This window comes from Streptomyces sp. NPDC050546, from assembly GCF_044457425.1.
Taxonomy (GTDB): domain Bacteria; phylum Actinomycetota; class Actinomycetes; order Streptomycetales; family Streptomycetaceae; genus Streptomyces.
Genome location: NZ_JBITGX010000001.1, coordinates 947,987 through 960,440, shown reverse-complemented (window position 1 = coordinate 960,440; position 12,454 = coordinate 947,987). Strand labels below are relative to the sequence as shown.

The 12,454-nt window shown below is 72.5% G+C and carries 12 protein-coding genes; 4 read left to right on the top strand and 8 right to left on the bottom strand.

Annotation, left to right across the window (positions count from 1 at the left end):
• Nucleotides 1-211: 211 nt before the first annotated feature.
• Together ACIBK5_RS04200 and ACIBK5_RS04195 are read right to left on the bottom strand one after the other, a co-directional pair.
• Nucleotides 212-1,366, bottom strand: coding sequence for a M20 family metallopeptidase (locus ACIBK5_RS04200; RefSeq protein WP_399015943.1), 1,155 nt, complete (start codon nucleotides 1,364-1,366; stop codon nucleotides 212-214).
• Nucleotides 1,367-1,406: 40 nt separating this feature from the next.
• Nucleotides 1,407-2,981 (bottom strand): AbgT family transporter, encoded by a 1,575-nt coding sequence (locus tag ACIBK5_RS04195; protein ID WP_399015941.1) that lies wholly within the window; start codon nucleotides 2,979-2,981, stop codon nucleotides 1,407-1,409.
• Between the two features lie 95 nt (nucleotides 2,982-3,076).
• On the opposite strand from ACIBK5_RS04195, the gene ACIBK5_RS04190 reads away from it, so the two are divergent.
• Both ACIBK5_RS04190 and ACIBK5_RS04185 read left to right on the top strand, forming a co-directional pair.
• Nucleotides 3,077-4,195 carry an Lrp/AsnC family transcriptional regulator gene (locus tag ACIBK5_RS04190; protein WP_399015938.1) on the top strand — a complete coding sequence of 373 codons (1,119 nt, stop codon included), beginning with the start codon at nucleotides 3,077-3,079 and terminating at the stop codon, nucleotides 4,193-4,195.
• Nucleotides 4,182-5,651 carry a M20 family metallopeptidase gene (locus ACIBK5_RS04185; RefSeq protein ID WP_399015936.1) on the top strand — a complete coding sequence of 490 codons (1,470 nt, stop codon included), beginning with the start codon at nucleotides 4,182-4,184 and terminating at the stop codon, nucleotides 5,649-5,651. The genes ACIBK5_RS04190 and ACIBK5_RS04185 overlap by 14 nt, the downstream gene beginning before the upstream one ends.
• Before the next feature lie 238 nt (nucleotides 5,652-5,889).
• On the opposite strand, the gene ACIBK5_RS04180 is transcribed toward ACIBK5_RS04185, so the two are convergent.
• The gene (locus ACIBK5_RS04180) at nucleotides 5,890-6,900 is read right to left on the bottom strand and encodes a hypothetical protein (protein ID WP_399016250.1); all 1,011 of its coding nucleotides are present in this window, start codon (nucleotides 6,898-6,900) and stop codon (nucleotides 5,890-5,892) included.
• A 129-nt stretch (nucleotides 6,901-7,029) separates the two neighbouring features.
• On the opposite strand from ACIBK5_RS04180, the gene ACIBK5_RS04175 reads away from it, so the two are divergent.
• A complete protein-coding gene (locus ACIBK5_RS04175; protein ID WP_399016247.1) occupies nucleotides 7,030-7,686 on the top strand; it encodes a TetR/AcrR family transcriptional regulator in 657 nt (218 codons plus the stop codon).
• A 281-nt stretch (nucleotides 7,687-7,967) separates the two neighbouring features.
• Here the strand turns inward: ACIBK5_RS04175 and ACIBK5_RS04170 are convergent, their stop codons facing one another.
• Together ACIBK5_RS04170 and ACIBK5_RS04165 are read right to left on the bottom strand one after the other, a co-directional pair.
• Complete coding sequence (locus ACIBK5_RS04170; RefSeq protein ID WP_399015934.1) at nucleotides 7,968-8,441, bottom strand: SRPBCC domain-containing protein; 474 nt, start codon at nucleotides 8,439-8,441, stop codon at nucleotides 7,968-7,970.
• A 34-nt stretch (nucleotides 8,442-8,475) separates the two neighbouring features.
• Nucleotides 8,476-8,895: a DUF779 domain-containing protein gene (locus ACIBK5_RS04165; protein ID WP_399015931.1), complete on the bottom strand. Its 420-nt coding sequence runs from the start codon at nucleotides 8,893-8,895 to the stop codon at nucleotides 8,476-8,478.
• A gap of 116 nt (nucleotides 8,896-9,011) precedes the next feature.
• On the opposite strand from ACIBK5_RS04165, the gene ACIBK5_RS04160 reads away from it, so the two are divergent.
• Nucleotides 9,012-9,767 carry a thioesterase II family protein gene (locus ACIBK5_RS04160; protein ID WP_399015928.1) on the top strand — a complete coding sequence of 252 codons (756 nt, stop codon included), beginning with the start codon at nucleotides 9,012-9,014 and terminating at the stop codon, nucleotides 9,765-9,767.
• Between the two features lie 6 nt (nucleotides 9,768-9,773).
• Here ACIBK5_RS04160 and ACIBK5_RS04155 read toward each other — a convergent pair whose 3' ends face one another.
• Genes ACIBK5_RS04155 through ACIBK5_RS04145 form a run of 3 tightly spaced genes read right to left on the bottom strand, consistent with a single transcriptional unit; the run spans nucleotide 9,774 to nucleotide 12,438 of the window.
• Nucleotides 9,774-10,418 carry a LuxR C-terminal-related transcriptional regulator gene (locus tag ACIBK5_RS04155; protein WP_399015926.1) on the bottom strand — a complete coding sequence of 215 codons (645 nt, stop codon included), beginning with the start codon at nucleotides 10,416-10,418 and terminating at the stop codon, nucleotides 9,774-9,776.
• Entirely contained in the window at nucleotides 10,406-11,563 is a 1,158-nt protein-coding gene (locus tag ACIBK5_RS04150; protein ID WP_399016244.1) for a histidine kinase, read from the bottom strand. The genes ACIBK5_RS04155 and ACIBK5_RS04150 overlap by 13 nt, the downstream gene beginning before the upstream one ends.
• Before the next feature lie 32 nt (nucleotides 11,564-11,595).
• Nucleotides 11,596-12,438 (bottom strand): SDR family oxidoreductase, encoded by an 843-nt coding sequence (locus ACIBK5_RS04145; protein WP_399015924.1) that lies wholly within the window; start codon nucleotides 12,436-12,438, stop codon nucleotides 11,596-11,598.
• Between the last annotated feature and the right edge of the window lie 16 nt (nucleotides 12,439-12,454).

The following is a 12,454-nucleotide window of genomic DNA, read 5'->3' as shown; positions in this document are numbered from 1 at the left end:
TCCGCCGACGGCTCGCCGAATCCTTTCTCCATAGGGGCGCACGGAAGCACGGAGGGGCGTCGGGCGAATCACGATTGCCGCATGCATTCAGTTTTTTAATGCTTTTCTGTGCACGGAGAAATCCGTGTTCCGTCTGTGCTCCTGACGAACACGGCAGTCGCGTGACGCGCCTGGCATGAACATGAAGACCACGGCGCAGGAGTCGTCCCCGCTATTCGGCTACCGCCATGAGCACCCCCGCCAACAGCGCGGTGCGCTGCGGGACATGGTCCAGCAGGACGTGTTCGTGCCGGGCGTGGGCACCGTCGCCCACCGCTCCCAGACCGTCGAGGACGGGACGGCCCAGTGCGGAGACGAAGTTGCCGTCGCTCGCTCCGCCCACGGCGGTCTCCCGCAGGGCCCACCCCAGTTCCGCCGCTGCCGCGTGCGCCTGCTCGAACAGAAGCCGCGAGGCGGGCGTCGGCACCATCGGGGGGCGGTTCCACTCGCCGGTGACCGAGACCCGTACCCGGGGATCGGAGGGGGCGAGGGAGCCCAGCGCGGCGTCGACGCGGGCCCCTTCGGCGGGGTCGGCGATCCGTACGTCGATGCCGCAGCTCGCCCGGCCGGCGACGACGTTGCGCCCCGTACCACCGCTGATCAGCCCGACGTTGACCGTCGTCCCGCGCTCCCGCGAGCCCAGCCCGGCGACCTGGGTGACCAGTTCGGCGAGGGCGTGCACGGCGCTGGCGCCCTTGTACGGGTCGAGGCCCGCGTGCGCTTCCACGCCCTCCACCGTCACGTCGAACAGGCCGACCCCCTTGCGGGCCGTCTTGACCGCGCCCTCCGGACCGGCCGACGCCTCGCACACGAGCGTGGCCGTCGCGTCCCGGCTCAGCCGCTCGATCACCGGCCGGGAGGCGGGACTGCCGATCTCCTCGTCGCCGTTGAACAGCAGCCGCACCGACGGGCGCGGCAGGTCCAGCTCCCGCAGCAGGCGCAGCGCCCACACCGCCTGCACCAGGCCGCACTTCATGTCGAAGACGCCCGGCCCCGTGGCACGGCCGTCCCCGCTCACCCGGAAGGGCCACTCGGCGAGGGTGCCGGCCGGCCACACCGTGTCGTAGTGGCACAGGATCAGCACCACCCGGGGCGACGTGCCCCGGTAGAGCAGCTCCAGCATGTCACCGTGGGCACCGCCGTCATGGCGCCGGGACTCCTCCGGTGTGCCGAGCCGGTGGTGCGTCCAGGCCTCGACGGCGGCGAGCCCGGTGGTCAGCAACGCCTTGTCGTCGCTGGGTGTCTCCAGCTCGACCAGCGTCCGGAGATCACCAGTGATCTCCGGCAGGGCGGCCCGGGCCGGCGACAGGACACGGGTCAGGGACATGGGCGCTCCTTGTCGTACGTACGGCGATGCGTCACGCCGGTCAGCGGACGGGCACGCCCGGGCCGAGCGGAATCCCCAGTGCCCACCAGGCGTAGAACAGCAGAGTCCAGGCCACCAGCATGACCAGGCACAGCGGCAGGGTCAGCGACAGCAGCGTGCCGATGCCGGCCGAGCGCCGGTAGCGCTGGACGACGCTCAGGGTCATGACGAAGTAGGCGCTCATCGGGGTCGCCGCGTTGGTGCACGAGTCCGCGATGCGGTACACCGCCTGGGTCACCTCGGGAGGGATGTCGAGCAGCATGAACATCGGCACGAACACCGGGGAGACCAGGGCCCATTGGGCGGATCCGCTGGTGACCAGCAGATTGATCACCGTGCAGATGAGCAGGACGCCGAGGAACGCGACCGGTCCCGTGATGCCGGCCGACTTCAGCAGGCCGGCGCCCCGGATCGCCAGCACCTCGCCGACCCCGGTCCACTTGAAGTACGCCAGGAACTGGGAGATGGCGAAGAACAGCACCAGGATCGGGGCCATCTCGCGCAGGCCCTGCGCCATCTGGTCGGGGATGTCCCGGCCCTTGCGTACCGTCCCCACCGTCCGCCCGTACACGGCGCCCACGATCAGGAACGCCACGGCCAGGACCACGGCGATACCGGTGAGCACCGGCGACTCGACGATGCTGCCGCCCTCACCGCGCAGCGGCGACCCCGGCGGTGCCATCGCCACCACGACCAGCGCCGCGTACGCCAGCAGCACCAGACCGGCGTTGCGCAGGCCCTTGCGCTGCTCCGGGCGCAGGGTCAGTCCCTCGGCGGCCTCGCCAGCGCCCTCGGGCACGTCCTCCGGCTCCGGCTCCTCCGGCATCGCCGCCACCCGCCGGGCGATGACCTTCTCCGTGACGACCGTGATCACGACGGCCAGGACGGCGGACGAGACCAGGGAGAAGAAGTAGTTGGACAGCGGATTGACCACGTACGACGGGTCGACCGTGTGCGCGGCGGCCGTCGTGAGCCCGGACAGCACCGCGTCCGTCGGCGTGACCAGCGGGCTCGCGTCGTAGCCCGCGGCCACCGACACGAACGCCACCACGGCACCCAGCATCGGGCTGCGCCCCACCGCCCGGAACGCCATCGCGCCCAGCGGCACCAGCACCACATAGGCCGCGTCGGACGCGACGTGCGCGACCATCGCCGTGAAGGCCAGCGTGAACGTCAGCCGGCTGGCCGGGACCCGGGCGACGGCCGCCCGCAGCATCGCGGGCAGCAGCCCCGACCGGTCGGCGACGGCCACGCCCAGCATCACCACCAGGATCGTGCCGAGCGGCGGGAACGTGGCGTAGTTGGTCACCGCGTCGGAGATCATCATCCGCAGCCCCTCGCCCGAGACGAGGCTGCGCACCCCCACCGTCTTGCCGGTGGCCGGATTGAGCGCGGAGGCGCCGGTCGCCGACAGGAGCCAGCTGACCAGGGCCAGTACGACGCTCAGCACGCCGAACAGCCAGAAGGGGTGGGGGAGTCTGTTGCCGAGGCGTTCGATCCGCCCGAGCACGGCGAGCAGCAGGGAGAGCCGCTTCGAAGGGGCGTCGGGAGGTGGGGGTGAAGTGGCGGTGGTCACATCCCCATTGACGATGCCCTGACGAAATCATGCAAGTGAAAAGGTTGTTGTGGTCGTATCGGTCGTGTGAAGCCGCTGGTTGACGGATTCGTTCCATGAAGGGATGGGTGCCGATGGCCCCCGTGGAGAACGCCCTGGACGACGACGACCTCGATCTGGTCGCCGCGCTCCAGCGTGCGCCGCGCGCTCCGCTCAGCCTCCTCGCTCAGGCGCTGGGCGTGTCGGCGAGCACCGTGGGACGACGGCTGGCCCGGCTGGAGTCGAACCGGCTGCTGCGGGTGATCGGCCAGGTCGACCTGTCGGTGTCCGGCGAGAGCACGCCCTGGCATGTGTGGGTGACCGCGGCGCCGGGACGGGCCGACGACGTCGCCCGGCGGCTCGTCGCCCTGCCCGAGGCGGCCCATGTCGCGGTCACCGCCGGGCAGGCGGACGTCTACTGCGTCGTCCAGCCCGCCCGCCGCACCGAGACCCACGACCTGCTCACCCGGCGCGTGGGCGCACTCCCCGGCGTGCGCTCCACCCGCACCGCACTCGTCCTGCGCGCCGACACCAAGTCGGACTCCTGGCGGCTGCCCCGGCTGACGGCGGACCAGCACCGGCTGCTCGCCGAGTACGCGGCCCAGGACGGGGACCCGGCACCGGACGGCACCGACCGGCCCGCCCGCCTCGCCGGCGACGAACTGCGCACGCTGCGACTGCTCGCCGCCGACGGCCGCATGACCGCCGCCCAGGTGTCCCGGGAACTCGGCATCGGCCGGTCCACCGCCTACCGCGTCACCCAGTCACTGCTCCAGCGCGAACTGATCCGCCCCCGTGTGGAGATCGAGCCCGCACTGCTCGGCTACGCCCTGGAGGCGGTGGTCGCCCTGACCGTGTCACCCGGCGGGGTGGGCGAGGCGGCCCGGACACTCGCCCGGCATCCCTCCGCCCGGTACGTGTCGACCAACGCGGGCCCCTTCTCCGTCGTCCACCAGGGCGTCTTCCGCGACGAGGCGGGCCTCGCCGCGTTCCTCACCCGCGAGGTGGCGGACCTTCCCGGGGTGCTCTCCTCCGACGTCTCCGTGGTGCTCCGGGCGCTGCGGCGGCACTGGCTGGACCGGGAGGACGGCCGCCTGGCGAACGCGCCCGGACCGGCGGACCAGGGGCGGGACAGCACGCCGAGGCCCGAAGGGGACACCGACCAGTGGGAGTGCAGCGCGCATGACGACACGTGAGACCGCCATCGACCTGGCCGAGGCCTACTACGACTCCGGGGAGTTCCTCGCCGACCTCCGGCGCCGGGTCGCCTTCCCGACCCAGAGCCCGCCGCCCGACGGCACCGGCCCGCTGCGCACCTATCTGACCGACGAACTCGCGCCCGCCGTAAGCCGCCTGGGCGCGACCGTGCGGATCGTCGACAACCCGGTGCCGGGCGCGGGACCGTTCCTGCTCGCCCACCGGCACGAGGCCGACGACCTGCCCACCGTCCTGGTCTACGGCCACGGCGATGTCGTCCCCGGCCAGGACGGCCGGTGGCGCACCGGCCTGTCCCCCTGGGAACTCGTCGTCGAGGGCGACCGCCTCTACGGGCGGGGCACCGCCGACAACAAGGGCCAGCACACCGTCAACCTGGCCGCGCTCGAACAGGTCCTGGCGGCTCGCGGAGGCCGGCTGGGCTTCAACCTGAAGGTGCTGGTCGAGACGGGGGAGGAGTCCGGCTCACCGGGCCTGCACGAGACGTGCCGCCGGCTGAAGGAGGACCTGGCCGCCGACCTGCTGATCGCCTCCGACGGTCCGCGCCTCGCGGCCGGCCGGCCGACCCTGCTCCTCGGCTCGAGGGGCGCCGCCAACTTCCGCCTGCGGGTGGCCCTGCGCGAGGGCGCCCACCACTCGGGCAACTGGGGCGGCGCCCTGCGCAACCCCGCCACGGTGCTCGCCGGCGCCCTGGCGGCCCTGGTCGATGCCCGGGGCCGCATCCTGGTGGAGGGCCTGCGCCCGCCCGCGCTGCCCGAGCCGGTCGCGTCCGCCCTGGCCGGCCTCACCGTGGGCGGCGGGGACGACGACCCGGACGTGGACACCGACTGGGGCGAGCCGGGCCTCACGCCCGCCGAACGCGTCTTCGGCTGGAACACGCTGGAGGTCCTCACCCTGGCCGCCGGCGACCCTGCCAAGCCCGTCGGGGCCATTCCCGGCACCGCCCACGCCGATGTCCAGCTCCGGTTCGTCGTGGGCACCCCGTGGCGCGACCTCGAACGCATCGTCCGCGACCACCTCGACGCCCATGGCCTGTCCACGGTCGACGTCGAGGTGCTGCAGGCCGTCCCCGCGACCCGCCTCAGCCCGGACGACCCCTGGGTCGGCTGGGCCGTGGACTCCCTGCGGCACACCACGGGCAAGGAACCCGCCGTCCTGCCGAACCTCGGCGGCACCCTCCCCAACGACGCCTTCGCGGACATCCTCGGCCTGCCCACCGTCTGGATCCCGCACTCCCACCCGTCCTGCTCCCAGCACGCCCCTGACGAACACCTGTTGGGAGCGGTGGCCCGGGAAGGCCTGCGCATCATGGCGGGCCTGTTCTGGGACCTCGGCGAACGACGGCGCGCTCGGCCAGGTGCAGTGTCTGGCCCCGCGCGCATGCGGCCGCTGCCGGAGGTGGAGAGTTGGTGGTCGACGGGCACCGCGAACCCATAGCCGATGCCGACGCCTTCCGAGAACTCGCGCAAGCCCCGGCTGGATTCCGTACACCTCGTCCCCGGGTGCCCACGCTCGCCCTCGCGCAGGCACAACACGCCGTCGGCCCGCAGGTCGCGGGGCGGTAGACCGGCGCGAGGTATGCGGCGAGTTCGGCGAGTACCTCTGCCCTTTGCATCGGGATCTGCACAGGGGCGCGGGGCAGATCCCGAGCCGTGGTCACCGCGTGCGGGGCCTGTCACCTCCGATACCGCTGCGCCACTGCCGTGAAGGCGGCCTTGGGTTCCCAGTCCATGTCGGGGTAGGTCTGCCCCCGGCGCCCTTCGAGGAGTTTGACGATGCCCAGGCCGGCCCGGTCCAGATCGTCCCTGGGGTCGCCGTCCGGGCGGTGCGGATAGCCGGGCAAGGAGAACAGGAACACGAACGCGCTGTCCACGCCCTCGGTCTCGAAGATCTCCAGCAGCTCGCTCAGATATGCGGCCTGGCCGGCCTCGTCACGCTCGTATGTGCCGTTGAGTCGCACAGGGGCCTTGGTCTCCGGGTCGTGCTCGACCACTTCCAGCACCCGCCCGCCGCGGTCTCCCGCGCCGCGGTAGGCCGCGGTGCCGAACCCGGTGACGGCGAGTGGCTTGGGGCCTTGGGCCAGGGTGCGCACCGCGTCCCGGAACCGGTCGGCGACCTCGGCGGAGCGGATCAGCTCGAACGTCACGATGTCGAAGGGAGTCCAGTCGACCTGCTCGAACTGGATGGATGCGTAGGTGAGCCTGCCCTGGAAGTGCTCGCGGACCGTGGCCGCGGCGTCGCGGAGAAACGCGTTGACGCGCAGGCCGAGTCCGCGCATCGCTTCGGCGCGCCGCTCGGGTCGGCTCATCAGCCGGCCGACCCGCTCCTCGGGGCTCTCTCCGGGCAGGAACCCGCGGTTCATCACGCTCAGTTCGACCCCCGCGACGAACACGACTGTGGCCCCCTGCTGCCGGAGCCGTTCCGCTCGCTCGGCGCAGTCGCGGAAGAGCGTGAGGATCTGTTCCGGATCCAGCTCCAGGGGATAGGGCGAGAACCAGACCTCCAGTCCGAGCTCGGCGGCGGCACCGGCGGCCAGCTCCAGTCGGTCCGGGTCGCCGCCGATGATCTGGACCGCGTTGCAGTGCAGGTCGTCGCGGATGATGGCGAGCTCGCGCCGTACCACCGCGGGGTCGAAGTGCTCGCGGGATATCCGGCCGTGCACGACGAATCCGGTGTCGTAGGTCATTCCTCTTGCCCGCATGGCGACGCCCTCTCTGTCGGTCTCGGTCGGGCCGAGGCTGACAGGAAAAGTGCGTGCACGCAAATTTTCGGGCGCGCAAGTTTGCGGGCACGCAGTCCTGCGTGGAACGCTGGCATCGTGACGACACCACCAGGGCTGCGGGAGCGGAAGAAGCAGGCCACGCGCGAGGCGCTACGCGAGGCAGCCCTGCGCCTGGCCGTGGAGCGCGGCCCCGACCAGGTGCGGGTCGAGGACATCGCCGAAGCGGCCGGGGTCTCGCCGCGCACCTACAACAACTACTTCGCCAGCCGCGAGCAGGCGATCGTCTCCGCTGTCACCGCGGACCGGGAGGCGCGGATCGCGGCGGCGGCCGCGGCCCGGCCCGCCGAAGTGCGCCTGGCTGACGCCGTCACCGAAGCAGTGGTCGAGCAGTACACGAACACCGGTGAGCACGAACACGAGGCACTGCTGCTGATCACCACCCGGACCGCGCTGCGCGACGCGTTCCTCGATACCACCGCCGACATCGAGCCGCCTCTCACGGCGGTGATCGCCGAACGCCTGGGTGACACCGGAGCGCACACAGCCCGCGTCCTCGCGGCGAGTGTGGCCGCGGCGGTTCGCATCGCGTTGGAAGGCTGGCTCCAGCCGACCGGGAACGCGGGGGCTGCCGGGAGTTTCGGCCCCGGAGGACTGGTCGTGCCCTCCGGCTCACTGCCCGGCCAACTCCGCGCGGCACTGGCCCCGCTCGCGCCCGCGTTCGACGCCGCCGAGCGACCCGCCCAGCCGTGAAGCAGACCTCACCGCGGGCCGGACCGGCGCCCCCACATCGCAGGCATCTGCCTCTGGTCGGCCCGGTGGCCCGATGGGGTCTACGACCTGGCGATCTCCTGCCGGAGCTGGTGGGTGAATCGACTCAGGAGATCCAACGTCTCCCGAAACTCGGCCCGGCGGTCGTCCCTGCCCTCGGTGCCCCCGGCGTACGGGGACGCCAGGCTGCAGAGGCCGTCGGAGGCGCCGCACTCGATGTGCGCGCTCACATGCCGAGGGCTCGATGAGGTGCGACTGGAGTGCTAGGCGACGTCCGGGCCGGTTTCGACGAATCGGGCCAGATTCGCCAGGGCCATGCGGGTGCCCGTCTCGTTGTCCGCGGCGGGCACGACATCGGGGATGCCCTCGTGGACCATGAGGACATCGGTGCCACCGCCCTCCGCGTCGGTGAGCGTCGTCGTCATGGTCATCGAGCCGGCCAGCGCGGGGTCGGCGGTCTCGAACTCGAGTACCTCGACCACCTGCTCGTCGGGCACGAGCCGCGCGAAGTGGCCGTGGTACGTGTCGGTGTGCGCGGCCGACTTCCCGGCGGCGTCCGGCGCGTCGTACGTCAGCGAGACACGGAACCGGCCGCCCTCGCGGGCGTCGAACTCGTGTACCTCGCTGCTCATCCCCGCCGGTACGCGCCAGCGCGCGATCGCCTCCGCGCTCACCAGCGCCCGGTAGACGGCCGGACGCGGCGCGTCGACATGGCCGGAGACCCGCGTCGTGTACATGCGCCCACCCTACGGCGACCCGCGCACCGAGCCGTCAAGCACCGGCGGGTTCGTCCGCCCCGGTCGGCAGGGGTGGCTCCGCCTCGATGTGCCGCAGCTCCTCGTCGGTCAGCAGCCGGGAGCGGATCAGGAAGCGGACGCCCTCCGGGGCCTCCAGGGAGAAGCCGCTGCCCCGGCCGGGGACGACGTCCACGGTGAGATGGGTGTGCGACCAGTACGTGTACTGGTCGGAGCTCATCCAGAACGGGGTGTCCCCGGCCACCTGCCCCAGCAGGACGTCCGAGGCGCCGACCCGGAACTCGCCGCGCGGGTAGCACATCGGGGCGCTGCCGTCGCAGCAGCCGCCGGACTGGTGGAACATCACCGGCCCGTGCGCCCCGGTCAGCCGCCGCAGCAGTTCCCCGGCGGCCGGCGTCAGTTCGACACGTTCCGTGCGGGTGGGGTGGTTCGTCATGCGATCCCTCCTGGCCGGTCGGTCCGTCTATCTTGGCAATCGGTACGAGCATGTCGGTACGAGCATGTCGTTCCGAGCATGAGCAGTCGTTCCGAGCATGAGAACAGGAAGGCCCCATGACCGCCACCGATCCGTGGATACGACGCTTCTTCCCGAGCCCCGACGCCCCGGTACAACTGGTCTGCCTGCCCCACGCGGGCGGTTCGGCGTCCTTCTTCCGGCCGGTGGCCCAGGCGTTGAACCCGCGCGTCGAGGTGCTCTCGGTCCAGTACCCGGGCCGCCAGGACCGGCACAACGAGCCTATGATCGACACCATCGACGGTCTCGCGGACCATGTCAGCCGGGCCGTGACGCGCACGGTGGACCGCCCCTTCGCCTTGTTCGGGCACAGCATGGGAGCGACGCTGGCCTTCGAGGTCGCCGTACGGCTGGAGCGGGCGGGGCGATTCGCCGAGCGGGTCTTCGTCTCGGGGCGTCGCGCACCGTCGTGCTCCCGCGAAGAACGGGTGCACCGGCGTGACGACGCCGGGATCATCGCCGAACTGCGCGGACTCAGCGGCACCGACCAGCAGATCTTCGGCGACGAGGAACTGATGCGCATGATCCTGCCGGCCCTGCGCAACGACTACCGCGCGGTGGAGACCTATGTGTGGGCGTCGGACCACCGGCTCCGCAGCCCCCTCACCGCGCTGACCGGGGACGACGACCCCAAGGCGACCCTCGACGAGGTACGCGCCTGGAGCGCCCACACCGCAGGCGACTTCGAGATGAAGCGCTACCCCGGCGGGCACTTCTTCCTGATCGACCACGCCCCGGACGTGATCGGCGTCATCGGCGAGCGGCTGGCCCGGCCCGCCGCGACCCAGCGGTGAGCTGACTCACCGGCCCTTCAGATGCGCCAGCACGGCCAGCACCCTGCGGTGGCCGCTGTCGCTGGGCGGGAGGCCGAGTTTCAGGAAGACGTTGCCGATGTGCTTGCTGACGGCACGTTCGGTGACGACGAGGGTCCGCGCGATGGTGGTGTTGTCGTGGCCCTCGGCCATCAGCTTCAGCACCTCACGCTCGCGCGGCGTCAGCGAGTCCAGGGGTGAGTCGCGGCGCCGGGTGAGCAACTCGGAGACCACCTCCGGGTCCAGGGCGGTACCTCCGCCCGCGACCCGGTCCAGCGCCTCCAGGAACTCGTCCACCCGGCCCACCCGGTCCTTGAGCAGATAGCCGACTCCGCTCGCCCCGCCGCCCAGCAACTCGGCGGCGTACGACTCCTCGACGTACTGCGAGAGCACCAGCACGGGCAGCCCGGGAATTCTCTCGCGGGCCTCCAGCGCGGCGCGCAGGCCCTCGTCCCGGAAGCCCGGCGGCATCCGGACGTCGAGCACGGCCGCGTCCGGACGGTGTTCCAGCAGCGCCGGGAGGACCTCGGGGCCGGTGCCGGCGACGGCCGCCACCTCGTGCCCGGCCGAGGTCAGCAACAGCACGAGCCCTTCTCTGAGCAGGGCGTTGTCCTCGGCGATCACCACACGCACGGCAGCTCCACTTCGATCACGGTCGGCCCCCCGACGGGGCTGGTCACGGCCACGGTCCCGTCCAGGGCGGCGACACGGCGGCGGATGCCCAGCAGCCCGGTGCCGCCACCGGACTCGTCGGCGCCGCCCACGCCCTCGTCCCGGACGACGGCCCGCAGCCCGGTGCGCAGGCGTTCCAGGACGACCGACGCCCGGCCGGCGCCGCTGTACTTGGCGGCGTTGGTGAGCGTCTCCGCCACGGCGAAGTAGGCGGCCGCCTCGACCGCGGCCGGGGCCCGGGCCCCCTCGCCCTCCAGACCCTCCACCCGCACGGTCACCTCGAGCCCGCTGACCGCGGCCAGCGCCCGCACCGCACCGGCCAGACCCCGGTCGGTGAGGATCGGCGGATGGATGCCCCGGACCACGTGCCGCAGCTCGGTCAGTGCCTCCTCGGCCTGCTCCTGCGCGTCGGCCAGCAGCCGGTGCGCGGCCCGCGGGTCACGGTCGTAGGCGCGCACCGCGAGCCCGATCCGCATGGACAGCGCCACCAGCCGGGCCTGCGCCCCGTCGTGCAGATCCCGCTCGATGCGGCGCAGTTCGGCCCCGTGCGCCGCGATCGCGTCCGTCCGGGTGGCGGCCAGCTCCTCGACCCGGGCGGTCAGCCGTGCCCTGGGCGAGGGCCTGAGCAGGGTCTCCGACCAGCCGGCCTCCACATCGGCGAGACGGGTGATCAACGGCAGGACGAGCGCCGCACGGCGCGCCGGCCCGCACCGCACACCGTCGACGACAAGCCCCAGCGGCCACAGGGGCAAGGCCAGGAAGAACAGAGCCCCATAGGCATAGGAGGCCGCCATCCAGCGCAGGTCGGTGAGGGTGCCGGGGTCCCGGACCGCGGTCCGCAGCCGCTCCTTCAGCGGACCGGTGACCGGCTCGTACGCCTCGGGGATCTCCCGGCCCGTCCAGGAGGCCACCAGGGCGCGCTTCGCCCCGGCGATCCGGCGGATCAGCAGCACCGTCTCGGGCAGCAGCCACGCCCCCACGACGGAGACCGTGGCGATCGCCGTGATCAGCAGCACGGTGAGGAACAGGTACAGGCCGAAGGCCAGCAGCGCGGCGGTGAACAGCTGGAGCGTGGCCCGCCCGGCCTGCCGCACCGCTTCGCCCAGAACGGTGGCCGGACCGGCCCGCTCGGCCACCGTCACCCTTGGCGCCGCATGTGCCGGCGGATCCAGGCCGCCTGCCCGCCGTCGACGAGCAGATCGGTGCCGGTGACGTACCGCGCCTCGGGGCCGGTGAGGAAGGCCACCGCGTCGGCGATCTCGCCCGGCGTGCCCGGGCGGCCCGCGCCGCACGCGTCGAGCATCCTGAGCATGTGCCCGTCGGCGTCCGAGTCGGCCTCCGCCTTCGCCATGGCGGTGGCGATGACCCCGGGGCTGAGGGTGTTGACGCGGGCGCCGAGCCGGTTCCAGGCGAGTGCGGCGGCCTGCACGCGGACGTGGTTGGCGCGTTTGGCGAGGATGTAGGCGGCGGTCGCGTCGTCGCCGAGGCCCGTGACGGCGTCCAGACCGAGCAGTTCCTCGGCGGGAGCCGTCGCCAGGGCGGCCTCGTCCTCGGCGCTGATCGAGGCCATGTGCCCGGCCAGACTGGCGACACAGACGAGCGAGGTGCCTCTGACGGCCACCTTCTCGAACTCCTCGATCACATACACCGTGCCGAGCAGGTCCACGTCGAGGATCCTGCGGACCGAGGCCGTCGCGGCGGCGACCCCGGCCGTGTGCACCACGGCGGTGATCCGCCCCTGCTCCGCCGCGGCCCGGGCGAGTTGCCCGACCGAGGCGCGGTCGGAGACGTCGGTCGGCACGCCCAGCACCGCGTATCCCTCGGCGCTCAGCTCCGCCACGACCTGATCGAGCCGCTCGCGCGAGTGCTCGGCGAGGACCAGCGTCCGTCCGCTGCCCAGGCGGCGCGCCACCGCCGTTCCCATCCCGCCCGCTCCGGTGACGACGACCACGTCGCGCGGGTCGTCCGTACGGTTCTGCATCTGCGCTCTCCTTCGA